Origin of the sequence: Paenibacillus cisolokensis, from assembly GCF_018403665.1 — a bacterium.
GTDB classification, from domain to species: Bacteria; Bacillota; Bacilli; order Paenibacillales; family Paenibacillaceae; genus Paenibacillus_AH; species Paenibacillus_AH cisolokensis.
This window is the reverse complement of sequence record NZ_BOVJ01000016.1, coordinates 1-24838: the sequence shown is the minus strand read 5'-3', so window position 1 is coordinate 24838 and position 24838 is coordinate 1. Positions and strand designations below refer to the sequence as shown.

The window sequence follows — 24838 nt, the reverse complement described above, 5'->3', positions numbered from 1 at the left end:
GCAAGTAGTAAAACTCCCCGCGCGTCGGAACGTCCCGCTCTTTCACCGTCCCGACGCTCATCAGCAAAATGAGTCCGGTCGCGGCGAGAAACACCGTCTTCATCAAACTTGCGAAGTCGTCAATGCGGTAGCTGTCGCCGAGAAGGCTGACTGCGGCGCCTGCCCGGACCGCGTCTTCCGGAGCGCCCCAGACCGGATTCATCTCCAGCATTCTCCAGATGACAAGCCCCATCGATACCAGCACGCCGCCAAGCGCAATCCACCCGATTAGCGAGCGGTCATACTTCCTGGGCATGAGCAGATCCAGCAGCACCAGCGCCAGCATAAAGGCGGCAAGCGTAGCTTCCGGCGCGAGATAGCCCATGTCCGCCCACATGATCGGCGCACTCCATTGCCCTCCGGTCATGGTCTATCCCCCTTCCCTTACGATGAATGTGTCCAGGAGCGGTCCGAAGCTTTGCTGAAGCGTATCGGTTACGAGCGACGGATACACGCCGAGCAGCACGATCAAAGCCATCAGCGCGATCATCGGCACCGCTTCGATCAGCCGCGCATCCGGCAGCGCAGCATGCTGTTCATTCAGCGGCCCATACGTGATGCCGAGCACGCTGCGAAGCACATAGACCGCCGCCATAATAACGCCAAGCACCGCCAGCGCCGCCAGTGCCTTCTGCGTTTCGAACAGCCCGAGCAGCGCCAGAAACTCGCCGATGAAACCGGACAGTCCGGGCAGTCCGAGCGAGGCGAGGCCTGCCGCCAGCAGAAGGCCGCTCATGAACGGCAAGGGTCTCGCCAGCCCGCCCAGCTCCGGCAACCGCGTCGTGCCGGTCCGTTCGTACAGGCTGCCGACGATCAGAAACAGCAGCGCCGATATAAGACCGTGGGACACAAGCTGGAAGACGGCTCCTTGCAAACCGATTTCATTCAACGACGCGATGCCCAGGAGCACGATCCCCATATGGCTGACCGATGAGTAGGCGAGCACGAGCCTGAACTCCGTCTGAACGAAGGCCAGAACCGCCCCGTACAGCATATTGACAACGCCAAGCGCCGCCAGCGCAACCGCCCATTGCTGCGCCTGCTCGGGGAACAGGAATACGCCGAGCCGGATCAGACCGTAGGCCCCGATCTTGAGCAGCACGCCGGAGTGAATCATGACGATCGATGGCGGCGCCTCTGCATGCACCCTGAGCATCCAGGTATGAAACGGGAAAATCGGCAGCTTGATGCCGAAAGCGATCAGCAGCAGCACGAACAGCGCCGTTCGCATCCCGTCCGTCAGCCGGTACGGATTGTCCGCACCGCTCCCGCCGCCGGGCTGGTTCGCGTACGACTGCGGGTCGTTCAAATTATGATGGAGCGCCTCGTAGCTGCCGCTATAAACGACGTCAAACGTCCGGTTGTCCGCTTGCTGCTCGGCGGAAAAACCGGCCGTGGCAATCAGGATGACGAATGCGACAAGCATGATGGCCGAGCCTAGACCGTTGTACAGCAAAAACTTGTTCGCCGCCTTCTCCCGGTTGAACAGCCCCCAAATGCCGATCAGGAAAAACATCGGTATGAGCGTCAGCTCGAAGAAAACGAAAAACAGGATAATGTCCCGCGCCAGGAAGACGCCGAGCATGCCGGTTTCCAAAAGCAAAAACCACAGGTAGAACGCTTTCCACCGCTTCTTGATATGAACTGACGCGAGCGCGGCCATAACGGCGACCACAGCCGTCAGCAGCACCAGCGGCAGCGACAGGCCGTCGATCCCCAGATGATATTGAAATTCCATCCTGAAAGATGCGACAGAGCCGAATGCCTCTTTATTAAGCGGTACCGATATCCACGTCATCCGCTCCTCATACGCTGCCCCTCCGGCGGCCGGATCGTATTCGGCATAAAGCCAGAGGGCGAGCGCGAGCGGCACAAGCGAAGCCGCGACCGCCGTCGTACGGAGCCAATTGCTGCGGTGACCCGGCATACAGAGAAGAACGGCGATACCGATCAGCGGCGAGAACACAATAAGCGACAAGATCGGCCAGTCCGCCACCATTACCAGAACCTCCTTCCGACGAATAGAGCCGCAAGCACGAGGAGGCCGATAACGGCCGTCAGCCCATAGGTTTGCGCCTGCCCGTTCTGCAGCCGGATTCCGGCACGGCCGAATGCGATGGCCGACCATCCGGCAAACCGGACGATGCCTTCCACGACGTAATCGTCAACCGCCTGCAGACCGCGTCCGAGCGCCAGAAGCGGCCGAACCGCAACCCGCTGGTAGGCTTCGTCGATATAATACTTTCGCTCCAGCGCGCGCAGCAGCCATGGCATCCGGGAGGACACGGCGTCCCGGCGAATCGAGCCTTTGGCATAAACCGCCCATCCCAAGTAGATGCCGAGCAGTCCGACAGCCGTCGAGGCGACGAACGCCAAACTTCCGCCATGTGTCTCTTCCGCCGTGCCCGTCAGCCACTCGCCCAGCCAGCCGTTCCATGGCATCTCCACGAATCCCGCCGCAATCGCCGGCACGGCCAGCAGAACGAGCGGAACCGTCATGACGGCAGGCGACTCATGCGCCCGCGCACCCGTCTTCGGCTTGCCGGCGAACACGAGGAAGAACAGCCGCGCCATATAGAAAGCGGTAAAGAGCGCCGTCAGCAGCCCGACCGCGAACAGCGCCGGATGACCGGCAAGCGCCGCCGTCAGAATCGCGTCCTTGGACCAGAAGCCGGAAAGCGGCGGAATGCCGGCAAGCGCCAGCGCCCCGATGGCGAACGTCCAGGCGGTCAGCTTCATCCGGGCGCCAAGACCGCCCATCTCCCGAATATCCTGCGTATGTACCGCGTGAATGACGCTGCCCGCTCCGAGAAACAATAGCGCCTTGAAGAACGCGTGCGTGAACAGGTGAAAGATGCCGCCGGCGAGCGAGCCGAGACCGAGCGCTATCATCATATAGCCGAGCTGGCTGACCGTGGAATAGGCGAGTATCCGTTTGATATCGTTCTGGGCAACGGCGATCGTCGCCGCGAACAGCGCGGTGAACGCCCCGATAAACGCTACCGTATCCATGGCGGCCGGGGACGCAAGGAAGATATCGTACGTACGTGCCACCAGGAACACCCCTGCCGCCACCATCGTAGCGGCGTGAATCAGCGCGCTGATCGGCGTCGGACCTTCCATCGCATCCGGCAGCCAGACGTGAAGCGGGAACTGGCCGGACTTGCCGACCGCCCCGAGAAACAAAAGCAGCGCGATCAGTGTCGTCATACCGGAGTCCGCCATCCCCGGTTGTCCGAACAGATTCGAAATGTCGGTAAAGGCGAGCGAACGATTCGGCATATGCCAGAACAACAGCAGAATGCCGATCAGCAGGCCGGCATCGCCGATCCGGGTTACGACGAACGCCTTCTTCGCCGCCTTTTTCGCCTCCGGCTTGGCGTACCAGAAGCCGATCAGCAGGAAGGAACAGACGCCCACCAGCTCCCAGAAGAAATAGAAGGTCAGCAGGTTGTCGGCCAGGACGAGAGCGAGCATGGCAGAAACGAACAGCGCGACATAGGCGTAAAAGACGGTGATCCGCTCGTCGTCCCGCATATAGCCGGCCGAGAAGATGTTGACCAGAAAGCTTACCAGCGAAACGACGACCAGCATCAATGTCGTCAGGTTTGTCACTTCAAAGCCCATCCGGAGCGTGAACTCCCCGATCGCGATCCACTCGAATCCTGCGTTGTAATCATCCGCGTTCGTTCCGAGCCGTTCTGCCAGTACAAGCAGCGACATGATAAGCGAAGCGGCGCTGCCGGCGCTGCCGACGACGATGCCGGACGTCCGAAAGCCGCGGCCGAACGCCAACAACACAGCGAACGCGACAAACGGGAACAGCGGGACGAGCCAGGCGTATGAGGCAATCGACTGCATCCGGCTACCTCCTCATTTCATCGAATTCGTCTATGTTGACCGTTCCGCGCGACCGGAACAAGGCGATGAGCACCGCGACCCCGACGGCCGCTTCGGCAGCGGCGACGGAAATCGTGAAGAGGGTAAAAATATGCCCGGTCAGCGAAGGCGCGGCGCCATACTTGGCAAAGGCGATCAAATTGAGATTGACCGCGTTAAGCATCAACTCGATCGAAAACAGCACGACGACGGCATTTCGTTTGACTAACGCTCCGTAAAGCCCGATGCAGAACAGAATGGCCGCCAATGTCAAATAAGATGACAGCATATCAGCCGGCCTCCTTTCGCGCCAATGCGATTGCCCCGATAAATGCGACCGTCAGCAGCACGGACAACAGCTCGAACGGGATCAGATAACCGGTATACAGCAGCTTGCCGATCTCGAGCGTCTGATCTTCGCCGAACGGAAACGGCGCGGGTTCGGGAAAGTCGCTGGCGCGGATGGCAAAGAACAGGAGTCCGAACAGGCTGAGCGCGGCGACCGCCGCAAGCGTCTCGTGCAGCGGCTTCACCGGGTCCGTACCCTCGGCCCGATGCTCCGTCATCATGATGCCGAAGATCATCAGAATCGATATGGCGCCGGTATAGATCAGCACCTGCACGAAAGCGACGAATTCGGCCTGCAGCAAGACGAACATGCCGGCGAGCCCGAGAAAAACGGCGGCCAGCGACACGACCATATGCACCACTTTGGTCAGGCTGATCGTCAAGACCGCGCCCGTAATCATGACGACGGACAAGAGAAAGAAGGCGACGAATTCGCCCGTAATGTCCAAATGGAGCATTATCTGGCTCCCCCCTTTCCCGGCGCCCCGATATTGTTGTTGTCCTGCCGTATATTGGTGTTGTTGGCGCTCAGCCACTCCTTGTCCTTGAACAGCTCGTCGCGGCTGTATGCGGAAAGCTCGAAGTTGTTCGTCATGACGATCGCTTCGGTCGGACATACTTCGGTGCACAGGTCGCACAAAATGCAAATTTCGAAATTGATGTCGAACGTATCGATCACTTTGACCTTCTTTTCCGGGTCCGGGTTCGGTTTGCCTGTCAGCGTGATGCAATCCGTCGGGCAGATGCGGGCGCATTGATTGCATACAATGCATTTGTCGGGTTCGAAGTATTGTATGCCGCGGAACCGGTCGGGCATGACGAACGGCTCGTCGGGATAGGAAGTGGTGACCTTCTTCGACGTCAACGATTTGAGCGTAACGCCAAGCCCCTTGATCAGACCTTTCATCTCTTCATCCCTTTCTTACCCCTTGGTGAACAGCTCCATATAGACGGCCGTCAAAAACACGTTGAGCAGCGCTAGCGGCAGCAGCACCTTCCAGCCGAGCCCCATCAGTTGGTCGATTCTCACCCGCGGAAAAGTCGCGCGCAGCCAGAACAGGAAGAAAACGATAAACGCGAACTTGAGCATAAACCAGACGATGCCCGGCACGAAATCGAGAAACGGCGCGGGCGCATGCCATCCGCCGAGAAAAAGCACGGTCGTCAGCGCCGCGATCGCGTACACGTATACGTACTCGGCCAGCATGAAGAACGCGAAGCGGAAGCCGCTGTACTCAACATGGTAGCCGGCCACCAGTTCGGACTCCGCCTCCGGCAGGTCGAACGGCGTCCGGTTCAGTTCCGAAACGGCGGCGACGACGAAAACGCCGAAGCCGAGAAGCTGAGGCAGGAAGTTCCAGTTCCAGAACCAGCCGCCGTCCTGCGCCGCGACGATGTCGCGCAAATTGAGGCTGCCGCTGAGCATGATAACGCCGGTGACGGAAATGACGAGGGGCACTTCGTAGCTGATCATTTGCGCCGCGGAGCGCATGCCGCCGAGCAGCGCGTATTTGTTGTTGGACGCCCACCCGCCGATGACGATCGCAAGTGTCGAAATGCCCGACAAGGCAACGAAATAGAGCAAGCCGACATTCAGATCGGCGAAATACAGGTTTGCGTATACGGAATGACCGCCAGCACGGTAAAGGCCGGGATATAGGCAAGCGCCGGCGCAAGGATGAACAGCGTCCTGTCCGCCTTCCGCGGAATGGTGTCCTCCTTCATGAGCAGCTTGGAAATATCGGCGACCGTCTGCAGCAGGCCGAGCGGACCGACGCGGTTCGGACCGATCCGCAGCTGCATCCAGCCGATCACCTTCCGTTCGAAGTAGATGGCGTACGTGACGAATCCGAGCACGATGATCAGCAGGACGGCGCTCCACAGCAAAAAGACGGCGGCATTGCCCAGCGTAAGCGGCTGCTCCAACAACGAGCCCATTAACAGTCCACCTCCCCGACGACAATGTCGATGCCGCCCAGTATCGTAATGAGGTTGGTCATCGTTTCTCCGACGAGCAGCTTCGGCAAGATTTGCAAATTGACGAACGACGGCCGCCGGAATTTGAGCCTGTGCGGCTCCGACTTGCCTTTGGAGACGATATGGCAGCCGATCTCGCCGCGGGGAGACTCGATTCGCACGTAAACCTCCCCGGCCGGAGGCCGGATGACACGCGGCACCTTGCCCATCGTCGGCCCTTCCGGCGGAAATTGCTCGACCGCCTGTTTCAATATACGCAAGCTCTGGCGTATTTCTTCCAGCCGGATCAGATAGCGGTCGTAGCAGTCGCCGTTCGTGCCGACCGGAATATCGAATTCGAACCGGTCATAGATACTGTACGGCTCCGACCGGCGAAGATCCCACTTGACGCCGGTACAGCGCAAGTTCGCTCCGGACAATCCGTAATCGATCGCCGTCTTCGCGTCGTATTTGCCGATTCCTTTAATTCGGGCCAGGAAGATTTCGTTGCCGCTGACCAGCTTGTCGTACTCCTGCAGCTTCTTTTCCATGTACGGAATAAAATCCCGCACCTTGTCGATCCACCCTGGCGGCGCATCCCATTTCACCCCGCCAACGCGCATATAGTTGTAGGTCAGCCTGGCGCCGCACAGCTCATTGAACAGATTGACGATGGTCTCGCGGTCGCGGAAAGCGTATAGAAACGGGCTCATCGCGCCGATGTCGAGCAAATAGGTTCCCCACCATACGAGATGGCTCGCCACGCGTTGCAGCTCCATGACGATCAGCCGCAAAAATTCCGCCCGCTCCGGCACCTCCAGCCCCATCATCGTCTCGACGGCATGGACAAGCACGTAATTATTCGTCATCGCCGAAACGTAGTCCATACGGTCGGTATAGGGAATGATTTGCGTGTAGTTCAGCCCTTCCGCCAGCTTCTCGGTTCCCCGGTGCAAATAGCCCATGACGGGAATCGCTTCCCGGATTACCTCGCCGTCCAGCTTGACGATCACCCGGAATACGCCGTGCGTGCTGGGGTGCTGGGGGCCGACGTTCAGCAGCAGCTCTTCGGTACGGATCACGCTTTCGTCACACCTCCGGATCGAACGGTTCGTAATCTTTGCGCAGCGGATGCCCCACCCAATCGTCCGGCATCATGATGCGTACCAAATTCGGGTGGCCCGGAAAATCGATGCCCAGCAGATCGTAGATTTCGCGCTCGTTCCAATTTGCCGTCTGCCAGACGGGCGTGACCGACGGCACGGAGGGCGCTTCCCGGTCCGTGCGCACCTTGAACGCCAATTCCTTGCGGCTGTCGAGGGAGACGAGATGGTATACGACCTCCATATGCGTCTCGTAATCGACCCCGGAGACGTTGCGCAAGTAGTCGCAGCGCAGCGACGGATGATGCTTGACCAGTTCGGCTGTCTTCCGCCAATGCTCCGCCTTGACGACCAGCGTCGGCATATCGCCGTTCAATTCGTTCAAATACGCTTCCTCCACCGCGTCTGGCGCCACGAGAGCGCGAATGAGCGCGGCCGCCTCGTCAAGCTGCGGCTGCTTGGGAGACGGCTTCCGCGGCTCCTCCGGTTCCGTCCGAGACGACGCTCCGGCCTCGGAACCGGGCTTCGCCGCGGCCTCGCGGGCTTCCGCCGCCTCACGCTTCCTCGCCTCCCGGTCTGTGTCGGCCGCCGAGCCCGGAGCTTCGCTCCGTTCACCGCCGTCCGCTCCCTTCGGCGAAAGCGCTTCCTCTTTCGTCTGGTGCTCGTCGCTCATCGGCTCGTCACCCGCTTTCCGGTTTTGGCTTCGTAGCGGATTTTTTCCTGCAGCTTGTTAATCCCGTAGATCAGTGCGGCGGGATTGGGCGGGCAGCCCGGAATATATACATCTACGGGAACGATCTGATCGACGCCCTTCATGACCGAGTAGGAATGGACATACGGGCCTCCCGCCGTCGCACAGGAGCCCATGGCGATCACCCATTTCGGTTCCGGCATTTGATCGTAAAGCCGGCGCAGCAGCGGTCCCATCTTTTCGTTACCGTCCCGGCCACGATCATGACATCCGATTGGCGCGGCGAAGTACGGAACATGACGCCGAAACGGTCAAGATCGTAATGGGACGCCCCCGTCCCCATCATCTCGATCGCGCAGCAGGCAAGACCGAACGTCAGCGGCCACAGCGAATTGCTGCGCGCCCACGCCTTCAACTGTTCCAGCGTACCCATAAAGACGTTCCGCTCCAGCTCCTGCCGCTCCTCCGGAGTAATGGATTCTAGTCGGAATTCCATTGCAGCACCTTCTTTTTCCAGGCATAGAACAGCGCGATCGACAGCATGCCGACGAAAATGAGCATCTCCACCAATACGAAGAGGCCGAGCTGGTTGTAAGCGACGGCCCAGGGGTATAGAAATACGGTTTCCACATCGAAGATGACAAACATAAGAGCGAAAAGGTAATAACGGATGTTGAAGCGGACCTGACCTTCGCCGACCGGCTCATTCCCGCTTTCGTAAGTCGTCTGCTTCGTATCGTTCGGCTTGTGCGGCCGAAGAACCCGTCCGACGGCAAGCGCCGCTACGGGCAGCAGAATGCCGAGCAGCAGGAAAATCGTTACAATGACATAGTTGTTGACATACTTCTCCACACAATCGCCTCCATGACCAGATGATGTGAAGAACGGCGGAACGCACCGCTTGTCAAATTTTCTTCACAATTATAACAAATGCTGCCACAAACGTCTATGATAGGGTTTTCCCGCCTGCCGGTTTCCGGCTCTTACTCTATGGATATGCCCGGCGTACGCAAGAAAAACCGGCGTCTGCCGTTTTCGACAGATGGGCCGGTTTCCGTTGGTCTATATATAATTCATCCGCATCAGGAAGCGAGGAACGCTTCCAGCATCCAGACATGCTTCTCCAATTGCTCCTGCTTGCCGACGAGCATGTCGTGCGTCGGAAGATCGCCGGCTTCGTCCGCAATCTCGGCCGTTTCCTTCAGCTCGGCCGCGACCTGGGACAGATCCTGGATCAGGCTCCGAACCATCGCTTCGGCATCCTCATCGCCTTTGGCTTCGGAGAGCGTCGTCTCGGCCAAATACGAGATCATCGTGGAAAGCGGCTTGCCGCCGAGCGCGAGCACACGCTCCGCAACCTCATCCATAAACAGCGTCACTTCATCGTACAATTCCTCGAACTTGGCATGAAGCGTATAGAAGTTTGGTCCTTTGACATTCCAATGGTAATCGTGAAGCTTGACGTATAAAACGTTGCAGTTCGCCACCTGCCGGTTAAGCAGGTCAATCACCCTGCGGCTTGCCTGCGACGTATCGCTGCCGGCTTTGCTTCCGGCCGTTTGTTGTCCCATCGATGCCACTCCTTCCGATTCAATCTGGCGTTGCGAGCGTCCCTACATCATGCTTGTCCATATGGTTAATATTAACCGGACGGTATTGGGGTGAAACATTCACCGATAGTGTGAGAAGAATGGCGTCCATTTATGCCGGGTTCGCAATAAATTCCGTCAATGGCGATGTCCGAACCATCTCCGTATTCGCTGCCAGCCGGAGGCCGCGGTGCCGGCAACCGGCAGCTCGCCGCTTTGCACCTCCTCATCATGAAGCAGCATACGGGCGTTCCGCTTGTACATGGAAGCCCATTCCTCGCCGAAAGTTGCGCCGATCTGCTTGTATGCTTCGTTAAGGCGGAAGCCCCGCTGTACAGGGTGATGCGCATCGTTCGCGACGAAATGGATCAAGCCCTGACGGCATAGCGACCAGGCCGCCTTTTCGATGCCGCGCCCGAACGCGCCGAGCAGCGAATGGGACGTCACCTGGGCGTAAGCGCCGGCTTCAACCAATTCGCGCAGCTGGCGGGGAACGCGCACGATGCCGGCATTGCGCTCCGGATGGGCGATAATCGGCCGCATGCCGAGCAGCCTCAGCTCATAGACCAGCTCGTACATGTCTTTCGGCACCTCGGAGGCCGGCATTTCGATCAGGATGTAACGCGTGTCGGCAACAGTGAGCAGCCGCCCGCTTTCTAAGCTGGAAAGAAAATCTCGATGGACGCGAATTTCCTGCCCGCTATATACCGTTACCGGAATGCCTTCTTCTCGCAGCCGTTCATTCAGCTCTGCCGTCAGCGCCCGCACGGACGCCGCTTCGTTGTCGTAGCGTCCGTTGGCATGGTGGGGCGTAGCTACAATGCCGGTTATCCCGTCGTCCGCAGCCGCCCGCGCCATTTTCAAAGACGTTTCCCAATCCGCCGCCCCATCGTCAATGCCGGGCAGTATATGACAGTGAAGATCCAGCATTGCAACTCTCCCTTCCGCGGAAAGCCTCGTCTATTTGGTTCTATTTTACAAAAGAAACGGCCTCGGCGTAAACGGCATAGCCATCTTGAGAGTGCCAAAAAATAAAAACACCGCCGGGCAATTGCCCGACGGCGTTCATCCGATGACATCATATGCCGTTTTCACATTCAGCCGGTTCATCGCGCGCTGCAGCGACAATTCGGCCCGGCGGAAATCGATCTCGTCCTTTTTCGCGGCTTTCAGCCGCGCCTCCGCCCGCTCTTTGGCCGCTCGCGCCCGTTCGACATCGATATCTTCCGGAAACTCCGCGCTCTCCGCGAGAATGACGACTTTATCCTTGCGCACTTCAATAAAGCCGCCGTTCACGGCGACAACGGTCTGCTTGCCGTCTTTCTTGATGACGACAGGCGCGATGCGCAGCGGCGTGACGAGCGGAATGTGATGCGGCAAAATGCCAAGCTCGCCTTCCGCTCCCTTCACGCTGACCATATTGACTTCCTGCTCGTAAAGCTTACGCTCAGGCGTAACGATTTCTAGCATAAAGGTGCTCATGTGGATACCTCCCGCCGCACGCTATACAAGCGATTTGGCTTTCTCCACGGCATCTTCGATCGTACCGACATAACGGAACGCTTCTTCCGGCAGGTCGTCGTGTTTGCCGTCGAGAATTTCCCGGAAACTGCGCACCGTATCGGCAACCGGTACGTAAATGCCTTTGTTGCCCGTAAACGGTTCTGCAACGTGGAACGGCTGCGACAGGAACAATTCGATTTTACGGGCGCGGGCGACCGTCAGCTTGTCTTCCTCGGACAATTCGTCCATCCCGAGAATGGCGATAATATCTTGCAGCTCTTTGTAGCGCTGCAAAATCCGCTTGACGCCTTGCGCCACGTTATAGTGCTCTTCGCCGACGATTTCCGGCCGCAAAATCCGCGAGGTCGAAGCGAGCGGGTCGACGGCCGGGAAAATCCCTTTCTCGGAAATTTTCCGTTCCAGGTTCGTCGTTGCGTCCAGATGCGCGAACGTCGTGGCCGGAGCCGGGTCGGTGTAGTCGTCCGCAGGGACGTAGATCGCCTGGATGGAAGTGACCGAACCTTTCTTCGTCGAAGTAATCCGCTCCTGCAATTGGCCCATCTCCGTTGCCAGCGTCGGCTGGTAACCGACCGCGGACGGCATCCGGCCGAGCAACGCGGACACTTCGGAGCCCGCTTGCGTGAAGCGGAAAATGTTGTCGATAAACAGCAGCACGTCCCGGCCTTCCGCGTCGCGGAAATATTCGGCCATCGTCAGCCCGGTCAGCGCGACGCGCAGACGCGCGCCCGGCGGCTCGTTCATTTGGCCGAACACCATCGCCGTTTTCGGCAGAACGCCGGAATCCTTCATTTCATGATACAGGTCGTTCCCTTCGCGGGTACGCTCGCCGACGCCGGCGAATACGGAAATACCGCCGTGCTCCTGGGCGATGTTGTTGATCAGCTCTTGAATCGTAACGGTTTTGCCGACGCCTGCGCCGCCGAACAGACCGATCTTTCCGCCTTTCGTATACGGCGCGAGCAGGTCGATAACTTTAATGCCCGTCTCCAGCATCTCGGCTTGCGTCGACAGCTCTTCGAATTGCGGAGCCGGACGGTGGATCGACAGATTGACGTCCGATACGACGTCTCCTGCTTCGTCGATCGGTTGCCCGAGGACGTTGAATACGCGGCCGAGCGTAGGAGCGCCTACCGGCACCGTGATCGGCGCGCCCGTATCGACGGCTTCCATGCCGCGAACGAGACCGTCCGTCGAGCTCATCGCGATCGTACGAACCAAGTTGTCGCCCAGATGAACGGCCGCTTCGAGCGTCAGATCAATATCCACGCCGCCGGCCGTAGCTTTGTGCTGGATTTTGATCGCGTTCAGAATCTCCGGCAGTTGTCCGCGTTCGAACTCAATGTCGACAACCGGACCCATGACGGATACAACGCGTCCTTTATTCATAGTTTTCCCTCCTGCTTCCCTTAGCTTTACGATTGAGCGTTCGCGCCGGCCACGATCTCGGAAATTTCCTGCGTGATCGCCGCTTGACGCGCACGGTTGTATTGAAGCGTATAAGACGAAATCATCTTCGTCGCGTTCTTCGTTGCATTGCCCATTGCGGTCATCCGCGCGCCGAACTCGCTCGCTTTGCCATCCAGCAGAGCGCTAAAGATCAGCGTCTCGGCATATTTGGGCAAGAGCACTTCCAGCACGCCTTCCGGCGACGGTTCGTACTCATAGCTGGCGACAGGCCCCTGCTTTTCCTTCCCGCCGATACCGTCGAGCGGAAGCAGCCGCTTCTGCTCCGGAATTTGCGTCAGCGCGTTGACGAAACGATTATAGAACAGGTACAGCTCGTCGTACGTTCCGTTCTCGAAGTTCCGCACGGCAGCCGACGCGATCGATTTGATGTCGGCAAATTTGGGAGAGTCCGGCAAACCGGTTACTTCTTCCACAATTTTCATGCCGCGGCGGCGAAAGTAGTCCCGGCCTTTGCGGCCAATAACGAACAATGCGTATTCATCGGGCGATTGATGCTTCTCGCGAATCGTCTGCGTCACTTTGCGCAGCAGGTTGGCGTTGTAGCCGCCCGCCAAACCGCGGTCGGACGTGATGACGAGATAGCCGGTACGCTTGATCGGGCGGGATTCCAGCATCGGATGCTTGACGTCCTTCGTGCCGGCCGCGATGTTTTGCACCACTTCCAGCAGCTTATCCGCATACGGACGGGCTGCCTTGGCGGCCTCTTCGGCACGGCGCAGATTAGCCGCCGCGACCATCTCCATCGCTTTCGTGATCTGCTTGGTGTTCTGCGTGCTTTTGATTTTCGATTTGATTTCGCGCATGCCTTTAGCCAATTTGATTCACCCGCCTTTGCTGCTCCGCATATCAGGCGGACGCCGGGTCCGCGCTTAGGCGGCACCCGGCGCGCCGCGATCCGAAGCCTGGTGTTGGTCCGTGCAAGGCCGATCCGCGCACGGGGACGGACGGCCGTTATAACGATATTTAAGCCGTGACGGCAAAGCTTTTCTTGAATTTGTTGATCGCTTCGACAAGCGCCTTCTCGTTTTCGGGAGTCAGGTCCTTCGTATCGCGGATCGAAGCGCCGATTTCCGGATGGTTCGAATCCATGAACGACAGGAACTCCTTCTCGAAACGGCCGACATCCGCAAGCGGGATATCGTCGAGGAAGCCTTTGACCGCCGTATAAATCGACATGACCTGCTTCTCGACCGGCATCGGCTGGTTGACGCCCTGCTTCAAAATTTCCATCGTGCGCGCGCCGCGGTTCAGGCGGGCTTGCGTCGATTTGTCGAGATCGGAGCCGAACTGCGCGAACGCCTGCAGCTCGCGGTAGGAAGCAAGGTCCAGACGGAGCGTACCGGCAACCTTCTTCATCGCCTTGATCTGGGCGTTGCCGCCGACCCGGGATACGGAGATACCGACGTTGATAGCCGGACGCTGGCCGGCATAGAACAGATCGGCCTCGAGGAAGATCTGTCCGTCCGTAATCGAGATGACGTTCGTCGGAATATAGGCCGACACGTCGGACGCCTGCGTCTCGATGAACGGCAGCGCCGTCAGCGAACCGCCGCCGCGCGCGTCGCTAAGCTTCGCCGCACGCTCCAGCAAGCGGGAGTGCAGGTAGAAGACGTCGCCCGGATAGGCCTCCCGGCCCGGAGGACGGCGGAGCAGCAGGGACAGCTCGCGGTAAGCGGCAGCCTGCTTCGACAGGTCGTCGTAAATGACAAGCACGTGCTCGCCTTTATACATGAAATATTCGCCCATTGCACAGCCCGCATAAGGCGCGAGATAGAGCAGCGGCGAAGGCTCGGAAGCGGAAGCCGTCACGACGATCGTGTAATCGAGCGCGCCATGTTTGCGGAGCGTCTCCACGACGTTCGCAACCGTCGACTGCTTCTGACCGATCGCGACGTAAATGCACTTCACGCCGTTGCCTTTCTGGTTGATGATGGCGTCGATCGCGATCGCCGTTTACCGGTTTGGCGGTCGCCGATAATCAGCTCGCGCTGGCCGCGGCCGATCGGCACCATCGAGTCGATCGCCTTGATGCCGGTCTGCATCGGCTCATGTACCGATTTCCGGTCGATAACACCCGGAGCCGGCGATTCCACAGGGCGGAACTCCGTCGTTTCGATCGGACCCTTGCCGTCCAGCGGCTGGCCGAGCGTATTGACGACACGGCCGAGAAGCGCCTCGCCGACCGGAACTTCCATGATGCGTCCGGTGCGCTTCACTTGATCGCCTTCGCGGATTTCCGTGTAAGGTCCGAGGATAACGACACCGACGTTGCTTTCTTCGAGGTTAAGCGCCATCCCGACGACACCGTTGGCGAATTCGAGCAGCTCGCCCTGCATCGCGTTCTCCAGGCCGTGCACGCGGGCGATACCGTCGCTAACTTGAATGACCGTGCCGACTTCAACCACTTCGATTTCCGACTTGTATTTTTCGATCTGCTGTTTCAGCAGCGTACTGATTTCATCAGGTCTGATAGCCAATCCGCTCACCCCTATCTACAGTGCTTGTATTCCCATCGATTTAGCCAAACGGTCCAGCTTGCCGGACAGGCTGCCGTCGTACAGCGTGTCGCCAATGCGGACTTTCACGCCGCCGATCAGCGCAGGCTCTACGACTTGCTCGGCCGTAATGCTCTTTCCCGTAACCTGAGCAAAATGCGCCGTCAGCGCATTCAGCTCATCATTCGACAGTTGCCGCGCCGTATAAACGATCGCTTGCGCCTTGTTCAGCTTCTCGCCCGCAATGCGCACGAACGACTCGTACACTTCCGGAATCAGATGCTGGCGTCCGCGCGCAATGAGCAGCTCCAGCGTATTCATGACGATAGCCGACACGCTGTCCGCGAACGCGCCGCGCAGCAGCTCGACTTTGTTTGCCGACGCAATGCCGGGAGACGCCAGAACTTTCTGCACGTCGGCGTTTTCTCTCAGCGTCTCTGCGATCAGCTTCAACTGTTCTTCCACTTCGGAAACGATGCCTTGCTGCTGCGCGACATCGAACAGCGCCTTGGCGTACCGCTTCGCTGTGACGAGATCCCGGCTCATTTGCTACCAACCTCTTTCAGGTACTGATTAACCAGCTGCTCCTGGGATTTCTCGTCGATCTGCTTTTCGATAATTTTCGATGCGATTTTCACCGACATGCCGCCGACTTCGTTCCGCAACGCCGCAATCGCCTTGTTCTTCTCGCTCTCGATATCCTTGAGCGCTTCTTCCTTGAGGCGCGCCGCCTCCGCTTTCGCGCTCTGTACAATCTCTTCGGCCTGCTTCGAACTCGTCAAGCGGGACTGCTCGATAATCTCGTATGCTTCCTTCCGCGCCTGCTCAAGCGCTGCTTTCTGTTCCGCCATTTGCGATTCCGCCTGCTTGCGGCTCGCTTCGGCCGCATTCATTTGTTCCAGTACCAGCTGGCGGCGCTTCTCCATAATGCCGAACAACGGGCCGAACGCATACTTATTCAACAGCCAGTAAAGAATGCCGAATGCAACGATTGCGAAAACGAACGTTTCCCAATGCCATGACATCGTTGCCACTCCCTTCTTCTCGCAATTTCCTCAGCAATCAAAACGAAGGCGTGGAGGGCTAAGGCCTTCCCCGCCATGTAATGGGTGACGCTCGTATTAGCTAAAGAACGCCAGGAAGCCGATAACGACGCCGATGATCGGCACGACTTCGACGATACCTACACCGATGAACATCGTCGTTTGGAGCTTGCCTTGCAGTTCCGGTTGACGGGAGATGCCCTCAACCGTCTTGCTGACGATCAGACCGTTACCGATACCGGCGCCGAGAGCGCCCAGACCTACTGCCAATGCTGCTGCCAATTCTGTCATTGTAATAAATCCTCCTCAAAATGAGTTGTTTAGATTTGGGATATTGCTTATATGGAACCCCGAACAACGCAACCCCCGCAATTCAAGGGCAGGCCGCACGGAATTTAGCCCTGAGAGGAAACAACGATCAATGCTCGGCTCCCTCGTCGTGAATCGTCGCCTGCGAAATATACACCATCGTCAGAATCGTAAAGAGGAACGCCTGGATCGCGCCGACAAAAATACTGAAGCCCTGCCAGACGATCAGGAACGGAATCCCCCAGACGCTGAGCATCAGAATGGTCGCGATCAGAACCTCGCCCGCAAAGATGTTGGCGAAAAGACGAAGCGCGAGCGTAACAGGCTTTGCCAGCTCTTTAATAATGTTGAGCGGCAGGAAATACCAGTACGGTTCGAAGTAGTGTTTCAGATAGTGCTTCGTGTTCTGCTTCAGGCCCAGGTAGTGAACGAGAATGAACACAACCAGCGCCAGGCCGGACGTAACCGACAAATCAGCGGTCGGCGACTTCCACCAAGCCAGCGCATAGTGCTCCTCTTCCTGGATGTCTTCGGACGTGATGCCGAGCCACCCGATCGGATCGTGAACCTCTGTTACAATACCGAACGGAAGACCGAGCAGATTGGAGATGAAGATAAACATGATCAGAGTCATGCCAAGTGCCAGATAAGGCCTTACTTTATTTAGCGGCATCGTGCTGGCGATGACCGAATGGACGAATTCAACGGTCCACTCCAAGAAGTTTTGCAGTTTGCCCGGATTGGTAAGTGACAGGTTGCGCACCGCCAGCCGCGCCAGCACGAACGTAATGACGCAGGAAATGATGATGGCCAAAAACGCCGAAATATCGATGTTCAGGCCTTGCCAGTGAACGATAGGAAAATGATGCATGCGGTTAATTTCACCCCTTTCCGCTGTTGTCTCGTTTATGCTGGAAATACGCTGTTACCAAAATGACAAAGGGCATGATAAAGCAAGCGGACAAAGTCGATACCAGATCAAACTTTTCCGGATAGCGGTAGGCGATCATCACCGCAAGCAGCACCGTCGCAAGACGGCTTGCCAGTCCCACGCCTCTGCGTACGGGTCCTTGTCCCGCCGCGGCGTATCCAATATATTCGGTTCGCCTTCGCAGCAAAAGCGCATTCACGACACTCGCCCCGAGCCCCAGCATACATCCGGCGAATACGGGCTTCCATGCTGGAAGTATTCCCCACAGGAGCAAAAATAAAGCCATGAAGAAGTATGAAACGCGCAGCGAGGCGTTCCACAGTCTATCCATCGGAGTCCTCCAATATGCGCTTGAGCAGGAAGATGCAAGAGAGGATGCCGACAGCAAGTCCCATGACGATGCCGAAGGCGCCCCACCCTCGCGAACCGCCAAGCCAGTCGCCCAGGTAGTAACCCAAAACGGTGCAAATCGCGATATCCAATCCCATGACGCCGACCAGAGCGGCCGCGCGCCACGGATTATCCCCATTGCCTTTCTGTTTCATGATCGGTTACCCCTGTCAATCCTCATATATTTTATCGAAGCGCCGCAAGGTTTGTCAATTGAAATCACTGCAAATTTTTAGCAGTAAAAACGCCCCGAACCCTTGATTCTACAAGCGTTTTTTCTTACGGAACCGTACAGTACCACTGTATGCTGTAGTCTTTGGGAAGCGCTGCCCGGCGATGGCGAAACGATGGCGAATCTATGAACGTTCTGTGAACGGCTCCGGCCTTTGCTCCCGGCGTCCGAAAAGTGCAAAATCGCATCGACAATTCGCACGGAGGCTTGTCCGTCGCCGTACGGATTGGCCGCCTGGCTCATCCGGCTGTAAAGCGCGTCGTCCGACAGCAGCGCCCGCGCTCGGTCGTAAACGCGCTCCTCGGAGGTGCCGACCAGCTCGAGAGTGCCTGCTTCGATGCCTTCCGGCCGTTCGGTCGTATCGCGCAGCACGAGCGTCGGGACGCCGAACGAAGGAGCTTCCTCCTGCAGACCGCCGGAGTCGGTCATAATCATATAGGCATGCGGGTAGAAATTGTGAAATTCGAACACATCGAGCGGTTCGATCAGCTTGACGCGCGGATGCCCGCCGAGAATTTCCTGGGCCGGCTCGCGCACAGCCGGGTTCGGGTGTACGGCATAGACGAAAGCGACGTCGTCGAACTCGTCGGCAATCCGTCTGACCGCCCGGAAAATGTTGCGATGCGGCTCGCCGAGCGCTTCGCGCCGATGAGCGGTCATCAGCACCAGCCGTTTCCCTTTCGCCCAATCGAGCACCGGATGGGAGAACGCCGGATCTACGGTATATTGAAACACGTCCGTTGCCGTGTTGCCGGTGACATAGATCGACGATTCCGGCTTGTTCTCCCGGCGAAGATTGCTTGCGGACCATTCGGTCGGTGCAAAGTGAATGTCGGACAGCACGCCGGTCAGCTGCCGGTTCATCTCTTCCGGATAAGGCGACAGCTTGTTCCATGTGCGCAGGCCCGCTTCCACATGCCCGACCGGAATTTGCTGCAGAAACGCGGCATAGCTGGCCAAAAAGGTCGTCTGCGTATCGCCGTGTACGAGCACGATATCGGGCTTCGCCTCGCGGAGCACCGGCTCCAGCCCTTCCAGTACGCGGACGGTCGTTCCGGTCAGCGTCTGGCGCTCCTTCATGACATTCAAATCGTAATCCGGCCGGATGCGGAAAAACGCAAGCACCTGGTCGAGAATTTGACGATGCTGCGCGGTAACGCACACGATCGATTCGATCTCGTCCTTCCGTTTTTGCAGTTCGAGCACGAGAGGCGCCATCTTGACCGCTTCCGGACGGGTGCCGAACACGGTCATCACTTTCAATTTCGCCACTTCAATTCCGCTCCTTTACGTTATTTCGTTCCGAACATCCGGTCTCCGGCATCGCCGAGACCCGGCACGATATAACCGTGTTCGTTCAGACGCTCGTCTACTGCGGCGGTATAAATATCGACGTCGGGATGAGCCGTCTGTACCGCCTTCACGCCTTCCGGCGCGGCGATGAGACACATCAGCTTGATATTGTGGCAGTCGCGTTTTTTCAGCGCCGCGATCGCGGCGTTGGCCGAACCGCCGGTAGCCAGCATCGGATCGATGACGATCAGCAGCCGATCCTGGGCATCGGACGGCAAATTGATGTAGTACTCCACCGGCTTCAGCGTCTCCGGATCGCGAAACAGGCCGATATGTCCGACCTTCGCGGCCGGAATCAGCTTCAGCATGCCGTCGACCATACCGAGCCCCGCCCGCAGAATCGGAACGAGCCCGAGCATCCGACCGGAAATGACATAGGATTCCGCGTCGCATACCGGCGTGGATACCGTAATTTTTCCAGCGGAATGCTGCGGGTGATTTCGTAGGCCATCAGCGTGGCTACTTCGTCGACGAGTTCACGGAAGTCTTTGGTATTCGTATTTTTGTCCCGGATATACGTCAATTTGTGCTGAATAAGCGGATGGTCGCAAATGACCAGTTGACTCATAGGGTGTTGTCCCTCCCTGGATGCGGTTGGTTTGGCGCTATGTCCGAACAATAATGAACGCAATCCTGTCTATTATACAACGGTTAAACGGCGATTGCACTTCTTTTGAACCGGTATGGGTCACGAGCTGCAGCCGGATCCGCACGACGAACCGCAGCTGCTGCCGCCGTCCCCGCCGCCGTGATCCCCATTGCCGCCGGCGCCCTTGTCCCCGCCGTGGGCTTTTCCGCCTTCGCCGACGACGGGACCGCTCCAGCTTCCGCAACCGCCCGTTCCGTCGTTGCGGCGGTCATGCAGCCGTTCGTTCATCCGCTCCTGAAACCCGTCGTAATCGACAAGCGAGGCATAGACAAGGAAGCCGGACATCGCACCGACCGTCCACGCGTCACCCGATGCCGGCTCGCTGCGCCTTTCGGCATTGCGCCTGGCTGCAGCGGCCTGCTCCTTGAACCGGCCGATCAAATAGTCGATCACGGCCGCGATATCTTCATGCCGCGCGGCCGTATCGCCGCGAAACCGTTCGGCAAGCCATTCGGTCCGATCCGCCGCCTCCAGCCGCCCGATCAATTCGGGACGCAACGCTGTCCGGAAGAAAGGCCCCCACAACCGGGCGCTGGCCGGAGACGGCGGAAACAGCTCGCCGTAGATCCAATCGAACCAGGCCCGTTCGCTGCGATCCGGCTCCGTCCCGGCGGTATGGGGTGCATGATGGATCATCGCGCCGCAGAAGTTTTGGCAGAACTGTTCGTATTCCCGGGTAAACATCAGCATTTCGTGCCACGCTTCGTCGATCCGTCCGCTATACATCGGCACGCTTCGCGCGATGCCGCTCATCAGAAAGAAACGCTTCAGCTCGAACCATATCCAGTCCCACTCGCCGTCCTTCAGCCCGGGACGGCTGCGGACGACGCGCTCTTTCACCCGGCTTTCGAAATCGCCGCCGAGAGACGCTTCCAGACGTTCCGCAACCGTCCGAGCGGGGTGGTCTGATGGCACTCCGAGCGCTTCCGGCGGCCGTCCCCGGAATGCGGATTTCCCGTCCGCCGCGTTGCGTCTTGCGGCTGCGACCGCTCCGCATACGCCCAACGCGGCGACAATGATACCTGCGATGATGGCTGAAGTCATTCTGGTCTCTCCTTTCCTTTCATCCGCCTGGCCGATCCCTGGCCCATCGATAAACGTCAATTTGCCGCCGGCCGTCTCACGATCTCTTCGACGCGGTACTGCGGCACCCATTCGGGCTCATGATAATCGCAGCCGATAATGGCGACGGGAGCGGTCTCCCGTACGATGCCTTCGTATGCCCCGGATACGGAGCCGTCCGCCGACCGGAATTCGACCGTGGCGCGCACGCCGCCGGACGGCAGAGGTTCGGACGAGCCGGTCTTCAAATAATCCGCCCAGCCGGCCCCTTCCCTCAGCCACGCTTCGCGCTCCAGCAGTTGTTCCGGCGGCCTGAGGCCGCCCCATCCGCGGTAATGCGCCGCCAGATCGGACAGATGGGCTTCCGGCTCCAGCACCGCCTCCAATCGTTCCGGACGGACATGCGCCCAAAAGCGGCCGGACGGGAAATCGATCAGCGTCGGCGCGAGCCGGTGTCCGCCGATATGGCTTACCCGCCATACCCGGATGCCGCTTTCCGACGGTTCGCCGCATCGGCGATCGAGCGCTTCGTACACGGCGTAACCGTGCAGTCCGCAGCAGCGGTCCCGTCTGCCGTGCGTGCAGACGAACACGTTTCGCCCGGCGCCGGCGACGCGGTATTCCGCAAATTCGGCCGGGCGCGGCTGCGCCAGCACGGCGGCCGCCAGCGCGGCCAGCCGATCATGCGGCACGACGTATTCTTCTTGCTCGAATCGGGCGAATGGCCCGTCAGGCCGCCGGTATACGATCATGCGCCGCATGCCTTGCGGCGAGGCGTGCCTGGCCGAAGCGATGCCGAGCACGCGGCAGCCGGCGCCCGCCGCAAGGACGGCCTCGCCGAGCGCCGGCGGAAAATGCGGCGACTTCACGATATCCCGCTCCCAGGGAAACGGCGTTTCCACCAGAAGATAAATGCCGTACGCTCCTGCGGTGCCGCCGGGATCTTCCCCTGCCGCTATCGACGCAAGCGAGCACATGCCGCGCCGCTCTGCCTGCTGTTCCATACGCAATTCGCTCCTATCCACTCTTTTTCTTTCTACTATACACGATACCGGAGCGAAATGCCTGTATTTCGCCGCGACAAACCGCATGATATTCCGTCTGGAAATGTTGTGCCGGATCAAACAGGATATACCGGATGAGGCGGCGAACTTTTCTATCTTATAAGGATGTCTCGTTTCAGATCGAACGATTACGCCGGCTCATGTCGCTGTACCGATGCTGCAACTCGAAGGAGGCTGCCAAATGAAGCTGTATTACAAGATGCCCGCGCGCGTATGGACCGAGGCGCTGCCTGTCGGCAACGGCCGGTTGGGCGCGATGGTTCACGGGGGCATTGAAGTCGAAAGGTTGGAACTGAACGAGGATACGCTATGGTCCGGCTGCCCGAAGGACGGCAGCAACCCGCAGGCGCTTTCCGTTCTCCCCGAAGTGCGCAGGCTGCTTGCCGCGAAGCGATACGCCGAAGCCGACAAGGCGGCTCGCGGAATGCTCGGCCCCTATACGCAATCCTATCTGCCGCTGGGCGAGCTGAAGCTGCGGTTCGGCCACGGCGGCGATACAAGCGATTACAGCCGGACGCTCGATTTGGCGACCGGCATTGCCCGCACAGTCTATACGGTCGGCGGCACGCGCTATATCCGCGAGACGTTCTGCTCTTACCCCGATCAGGTCATCGTCACGCATATTCAAGCCGAAGGACCCGGCACCGTCGAGCTGGAGGCTTCGTTCGGCTGCCAGCTGCGCCATGAGGTGAAAGCGGAAGACGGGCGTCTCGTCCTGAGAGGACGTTGCCCGGATCATGTCGACCCGAATTATTACAACACGGAACGGCCGGTCGTCTATCGCGAAGACGGAGAAGCGGACGGAATGCCGTTCGAAGGCAGGCTTGCCGCTTCCGTCGATGGCGGCAGCTGCCGCGTCGAAGGGGAACGGCTGCTGATCGAAGGCGCGAAGTCGGCGACGCTGATTTTCGGTGCGGCTACCGGTTTTGCCGGATTCGACCGTTCGCCCGGACGGGATGGACGCGATCCGGCGCCCACCGTCGAGCGAACCGTCGGCGCGGCTTTGACGAAAGCGTATGCCGAGCTTCTGGCCGCGCATACGGCCGATCACAAGGCCCTGTTCGACCGGGTGGAGCTGAGGCTCGGCAGCGACAAGGCTGAAGCCGGCATCCCGGACGGCTTGACGACCGATCGCCGGATCGCCGAGTTCGGCGACCGGGATACCGGACTCGTGGAGCTGCTGTTCCAGTACGGCCGCTATCTGATGATCGCCAGCTCCCGGCCAGGGACGCAGCCGGCCAATTTGCAGGGCATATGGAACCGGGACATGCGCCCGCCATGGAGCAGCAACTATACGCTCAACATCAATACCGAGATGAACTACTGGCCGGTCGAGACCTGCAATTTGGCGGAATGCCACGGCCCACTGCTCGACTATATCGGCGCCCTGGCCGTCACCGGCCGGCGGATCGCCCGCGTCAACTACGGATGCGGCGGGTGGGTTGCGCATCATAACGGCGACATTTGGGCGCATGCGGCGCCGGCCGGCGATTTCGGCCACGGCGATCCTGTCTGGGCGCTCTGGCCGATGGGCGGCATCTGGCTGTGCCAGCATTTGTGGGAGCATTACCAGTTTGGCCGCGACGAACAGTTTTTGCGGGACAAGGCGTTTCCGATCATGAAGGAAGCGGCGCGGTTCGCTCTCGACTTCCTGATCGAAGACGATCAGGGCCGGCTGATCACCTCGCCTTCAACTTCGCCCGAGCATAAATTCCGCACGCCGGACGGAGAGCTTGCGGCCGTCGGCACAGCCAGCACGATGGATATGCAGCTGCTGTGGGACTTGTTCAGCAATTGTCTGGAAGCGATTGAAGTGCTGGGCGGCGAGGAGCAACTGCGCAAGGAAATTGCGGATGCCCGCGAGCGGCTCCTGCCGATGCGCATCGGCAAATACGGGCAGTTGCAGGAATGGCCGGATGATTATGAAGACGAGGACGTCCACCACCGCCATGTCTCCCATCTGTTCGGCGTCTACCCGGGACGGCAGCTGACCCCGGAGGCGACCCCCGAGCTGTTCGCCGCGGCGAAGAAGTCGCTGGAACGGCGCGGCGACGACGGAACGGGCTGGAGCCTCGGCTGGAAAGTCGGCTTGTGGGCGCGCTTCCGCGACGGCAACCGGGCGCTGGCGCTGATCGGCAATTTGCTGCGCCTTGTGGATGAAGCAGCTGAAACCAATTACCATCACGGCGGCGTGTATCCGAATCTGTTCGACGCTCACCCGCCATTCCAGATTGACGGCAATTTCGGCGTGACGGCCGGCATTGCGGAGATGCTGCTGCAGTCGCATGACGGCATCCTGCGGCTGCTTCCGGCGCTGCCGGACGCCTGGCCGGAAGGACGCGTAAGCGGGCTGCGCGCCCGCGGCGGATACGAGGTGTCGATCCGCTGGAGCGGCGGCGCGCTGGCGGCGGCCTCGGTCTTGTCGGCGCATGGCGGACCATGCGTCGTGCACGCCGGTACGCCGGTTGCCGTCACATGCGGCGGCCGCGAGATCAGAACCGAGCGGCGCGAAGACGGCTCGATCGCGTTTGCGGCCGAGGCCGGCCGGCTATACGATATCTCGCCCGGCGCCGCGTTCTAACGGCGGCCGTGGGAGCTAGACTGCCGCGTATGACTCGGCAGCCCAGTTTTTCCGCGGCCGCGCAGCCCTCTCCGCCGCCCAGTAACGACAAATTAAAGGGGCTGTCCCAAAAGAGGTGAACTGCACCCTGTCA

The 24838-nt window shown here is 59.3% G+C and carries 22 protein-coding genes and 5 pseudogenes; 1 reads left to right on the top strand and 26 read right to left on the bottom strand.

The features are described from left to right. Window positions 1–409: 409 nt before the first annotated feature. The 26 genes and pseudogenes from PACILC2_RS02435 to PACILC2_RS02310 form a co-directional block, all read right to left on the bottom strand. Window positions 410–2038, bottom strand: coding sequence for a complex I subunit 4 family protein (locus PACILC2_RS02435; protein WP_213527230.1), 1629 nt, complete (start codon window positions 2036–2038; stop codon window positions 410–412). Continuing rightward, on the bottom strand, window positions 2038–3900 hold the full coding sequence (gene nuoL, locus PACILC2_RS02430; RefSeq protein WP_213527228.1) for an NADH-quinone oxidoreductase subunit L: 1863 nt from the start codon (window positions 3898–3900) through the stop codon (window positions 2038–2040). The genes PACILC2_RS02435 and nuoL overlap by 1 nt, the downstream gene beginning before the upstream one ends. A 4-nt stretch (window positions 3901–3904) precedes the next feature. After that, window positions 3905–4207: an NADH-quinone oxidoreductase subunit NuoK gene (gene nuoK, locus PACILC2_RS02425; protein WP_213527226.1), complete on the bottom strand. Its 303-nt coding sequence runs from the start codon at window positions 4205–4207 to the stop codon at window positions 3905–3907. Between the two features lies 1 nt (window position 4208). After that, complete coding sequence (locus tag PACILC2_RS02420) at window positions 4209–4724, bottom strand: NADH-quinone oxidoreductase subunit J (protein WP_213527224.1); 516 nt, start codon at window positions 4722–4724, stop codon at window positions 4209–4211. Further along, window positions 4724–5173 carry an NADH-quinone oxidoreductase subunit NuoI gene (gene nuoI, locus PACILC2_RS02415; RefSeq protein WP_062490225.1) on the bottom strand — a complete coding sequence of 150 codons (450 nt, stop codon included), beginning with the start codon at window positions 5171–5173 and terminating at the stop codon, window positions 4724–4726. Before nuoI ends, PACILC2_RS02420 begins: the two co-directional genes overlap by 1 nt. 15 nt (window positions 5174–5188) lie before the next feature. After that, a pseudogene (nuoH, locus tag PACILC2_RS02410) lies at window positions 5189–6204 on the bottom strand (NADH-quinone oxidoreductase subunit NuoH). Continuing rightward, the gene (locus PACILC2_RS02405) at window positions 6204–7304 is read right to left on the bottom strand and encodes an NADH-quinone oxidoreductase subunit D (RefSeq protein ID WP_213527221.1); all 1101 of its coding nucleotides are present in this window, start codon (window positions 7302–7304) and stop codon (window positions 6204–6206) included. Before PACILC2_RS02405 ends, nuoH begins: the two are co-directional and overlap by 1 nt. 7 nt (window positions 7305–7311) lie before the next feature. Then, window positions 7312–7998 carry an NADH-quinone oxidoreductase subunit C gene (locus PACILC2_RS02400; RefSeq protein ID WP_213527219.1) on the bottom strand — a complete coding sequence of 229 codons (687 nt, stop codon included), beginning with the start codon at window positions 7996–7998 and terminating at the stop codon, window positions 7312–7314. Then, window positions 7995–8512: pseudogene (locus tag PACILC2_RS02395) on the bottom strand (NuoB/complex I 20 kDa subunit family protein). Before PACILC2_RS02395 ends, PACILC2_RS02400 begins: the two are co-directional and overlap by 4 nt. After that, on the bottom strand, window positions 8497–8868 hold the full coding sequence (locus PACILC2_RS02390; RefSeq protein WP_213527217.1) for an NADH-quinone oxidoreductase subunit A: 372 nt from the start codon (window positions 8866–8868) through the stop codon (window positions 8497–8499). Before PACILC2_RS02390 ends, PACILC2_RS02395 begins: the two are co-directional and overlap by 16 nt. Window positions 8869–9098: 230 nt before the next feature. Continuing rightward, window positions 9099–9587: a Dps family protein gene (locus tag PACILC2_RS02385; protein WP_213527215.1), complete on the bottom strand. Its 489-nt coding sequence runs from the start codon at window positions 9585–9587 to the stop codon at window positions 9099–9101. 156 nt (window positions 9588–9743) lie between these two features. After that, complete coding sequence (locus PACILC2_RS02380) at window positions 9744–10535, bottom strand: tyrosine-protein phosphatase (RefSeq protein ID WP_062490211.1); 792 nt, start codon at window positions 10533–10535, stop codon at window positions 9744–9746. A 135-nt stretch (window positions 10536–10670) separates the two neighbouring features. After that, complete coding sequence (locus tag PACILC2_RS02375; protein WP_213527213.1) at window positions 10671–11087, bottom strand: F0F1 ATP synthase subunit epsilon; 417 nt, start codon at window positions 11085–11087, stop codon at window positions 10671–10673. Between the two features lie 21 nt (window positions 11088–11108). Next, on the bottom strand, window positions 11109–12515 hold the full coding sequence (gene atpD, locus PACILC2_RS02370; RefSeq protein WP_062490205.1) for a F0F1 ATP synthase subunit beta: 1407 nt from the start codon (window positions 12513–12515) through the stop codon (window positions 11109–11111). A gap of 26 nt (window positions 12516–12541) precedes the next feature. Then, entirely contained in the window at window positions 12542–13411 is an 870-nt protein-coding gene (gene atpG, locus PACILC2_RS02365) for an ATP synthase F1 subunit gamma (RefSeq protein ID WP_062490203.1), read from the bottom strand. 148 nt (window positions 13412–13559) lie between these two features. Then, a pseudogene (gene atpA / locus PACILC2_RS02360) lies at window positions 13560–15073 on the bottom strand (F0F1 ATP synthase subunit alpha). A gap of 15 nt (window positions 15074–15088) precedes the next feature. Next, window positions 15089–15637 (bottom strand): F0F1 ATP synthase subunit delta, encoded by a 549-nt coding sequence (locus tag PACILC2_RS02355; RefSeq protein WP_062490198.1) that lies wholly within the window; start codon window positions 15635–15637, stop codon window positions 15089–15091. After that, window positions 15634–16116, bottom strand: a complete 483-nt coding sequence (gene atpF / locus PACILC2_RS02350; protein WP_062490196.1) for a F0F1 ATP synthase subunit B — start codon at window positions 16114–16116, stop codon at window positions 15634–15636. The genes PACILC2_RS02355 and atpF overlap by 4 nt, the downstream gene beginning before the upstream one ends. Before the next feature lie 96 nt (window positions 16117–16212). Beyond that, the gene (gene atpE, locus PACILC2_RS02345; protein WP_062490194.1) at window positions 16213–16425 is read right to left on the bottom strand and encodes a F0F1 ATP synthase subunit C; all 213 of its coding nucleotides are present in this window, start codon (window positions 16423–16425) and stop codon (window positions 16213–16215) included. 127 nt (window positions 16426–16552) lie between these two features. Next, window positions 16553–17314 carry a F0F1 ATP synthase subunit A gene (atpB, locus tag PACILC2_RS02340; RefSeq protein ID WP_213527211.1) on the bottom strand — a complete coding sequence of 254 codons (762 nt, stop codon included), beginning with the start codon at window positions 17312–17314 and terminating at the stop codon, window positions 16553–16555. 10 nt (window positions 17315–17324) lie between these two features. Further along, window positions 17325–17705, bottom strand: a complete 381-nt coding sequence (locus PACILC2_RS02335; RefSeq protein ID WP_062490190.1) for an ATP synthase subunit I — start codon at window positions 17703–17705, stop codon at window positions 17325–17327. Beyond that, complete coding sequence (locus PACILC2_RS02330; RefSeq protein ID WP_062490187.1) at window positions 17698–17919, bottom strand: hypothetical protein; 222 nt, start codon at window positions 17917–17919, stop codon at window positions 17698–17700. Before PACILC2_RS02330 ends, PACILC2_RS02335 begins: the two co-directional genes overlap by 8 nt. 201 nt (window positions 17920–18120) lie before the next feature. Further along, window positions 18121–19268: pseudogene (gene wecB, locus PACILC2_RS02325) on the bottom strand (non-hydrolyzing UDP-N-acetylglucosamine 2-epimerase). 20 nt (window positions 19269–19288) lie between these two features. Continuing rightward, window positions 19289–19917, bottom strand: a pseudogene (upp, locus tag PACILC2_RS02320) (uracil phosphoribosyltransferase). Window positions 19918–20037: 120 nt separating this feature from the next. Then, on the bottom strand, window positions 20038–21042 hold the full coding sequence (locus PACILC2_RS02315) for a UCP032817 domain-containing protein (protein WP_213527208.1): 1005 nt from the start codon (window positions 21040–21042) through the stop codon (window positions 20038–20040). A 56-nt stretch (window positions 21043–21098) separates the two neighbouring features. Then, window positions 21099–22064: a ferredoxin family protein gene (locus tag PACILC2_RS02310; RefSeq protein ID WP_213527206.1), complete on the bottom strand. Its 966-nt coding sequence runs from the start codon at window positions 22062–22064 to the stop codon at window positions 21099–21101. A gap of 241 nt (window positions 22065–22305) precedes the next feature. On the opposite strand from PACILC2_RS02310, the gene PACILC2_RS02305 reads away from it, so the two are divergent. Continuing rightward, on the top strand, window positions 22306–24705 hold the full coding sequence (locus tag PACILC2_RS02305) for a glycoside hydrolase family 95 protein (protein WP_213527204.1): 2400 nt from the start codon (window positions 22306–22308) through the stop codon (window positions 24703–24705). The last annotated feature ends 133 nt before the right edge of the window (window positions 24706–24838 follow it).

Bases quoted from the DNA above. Each gene is read 5' to 3' on its own strand.
- atpB (WP_213527211.1), bottom strand. From the start codon at position 17,314: ATGCATCATTTTCCTATCGTTCACTGGCAAGGCCTGAACATCGATATT.
- atpF (WP_062490196.1), bottom strand. From the start codon at position 16,116: ATGTCATGGCATTGGGAAACGTTCGTTTTCGCAATCGTTGCATTCGGC.
- nuoL (WP_213527228.1), bottom strand. From the start codon at position 3,900: ATGCAGTCGATTGCCTCATACGCCTGGCTCGTCCCGCTGTTCCCGTTT.
- nuoK (WP_213527226.1), bottom strand. From the start codon at position 4,207: ATGCTGTCATCTTATTTGACATTGGCGGCCATTCTGTTCTGCATCGGG.
- PACILC2_RS02435 (WP_213527230.1), bottom strand. From the start codon at position 2,038: ATGGTGGCGGACTGGCCGATCTTGTCGCTTATTGTGTTCTCGCCGCTG.
- atpD (WP_062490205.1), bottom strand. From the start codon at position 12,515: ATGAATAAAGGACGCGTTGTATCCGTCATGGGTCCGGTTGTCGACATT.
- PACILC2_RS02310 (WP_213527206.1), bottom strand. From the start codon at position 22,064: ATGGAACAGCAGGCAGAGCGGCGCGGCATGTGCTCGCTTGCGTCGATA.
- PACILC2_RS02330 (WP_062490187.1), bottom strand. From the start codon at position 17,919: ATGAAACAGAAAGGCAATGGGGATAATCCGTGGCGCGCGGCCGCTCTG.
- PACILC2_RS02315 (WP_213527208.1), bottom strand. From the start codon at position 21,042: ATGACTTCAGCCATCATCGCAGGTATCATTGTCGCCGCGTTGGGCGTA.
- PACILC2_RS02385 (WP_213527215.1), bottom strand. From the start codon at position 9,587: ATGGGACAACAAACGGCCGGAAGCAAAGCCGGCAGCGATACGTCGCAG.
- PACILC2_RS02380 (WP_062490211.1), bottom strand. From the start codon at position 10,535: ATGCTGGATCTTCACTGTCATATACTGCCCGGCATTGACGATGGGGCG.
- atpE (WP_062490194.1), bottom strand. From the start codon at position 16,425: ATGACAGAATTGGCAGCAGCATTGGCAGTAGGTCTGGGCGCTCTCGGC.
- PACILC2_RS02335 (WP_062490190.1), bottom strand. From the start codon at position 17,705: ATGGATAGACTGTGGAACGCCTCGCTGCGCGTTTCATACTTCTTCATG.
- nuoI (WP_062490225.1), bottom strand. From the start codon at position 5,173: ATGAAAGGTCTGATCAAGGGGCTTGGCGTTACGCTCAAATCGTTGACG.
- PACILC2_RS02375 (WP_213527213.1), bottom strand. From the start codon at position 11,087: ATGAGCACCTTTATGCTAGAAATCGTTACGCCTGAGCGTAAGCTTTAC.
- PACILC2_RS02420 (WP_213527224.1), bottom strand. From the start codon at position 4,724: ATGCTCCATTTGGACATTACGGGCGAATTCGTCGCCTTCTTTCTCTTG.
- PACILC2_RS02355 (WP_062490198.1), bottom strand. From the start codon at position 15,637: ATGAGCCGGGATCTCGTCACAGCGAAGCGGTACGCCAAGGCGCTGTTC.
- PACILC2_RS02400 (WP_213527219.1), bottom strand. From the start codon at position 7,998: ATGAGCGACGAGCACCAGACGAAAGAGGAAGCGCTTTCGCCGAAGGGA.
- PACILC2_RS02305 (WP_213527204.1), top strand. From the start codon at position 22,306: ATGAAGCTGTATTACAAGATGCCCGCGCGCGTATGGACCGAGGCGCTG.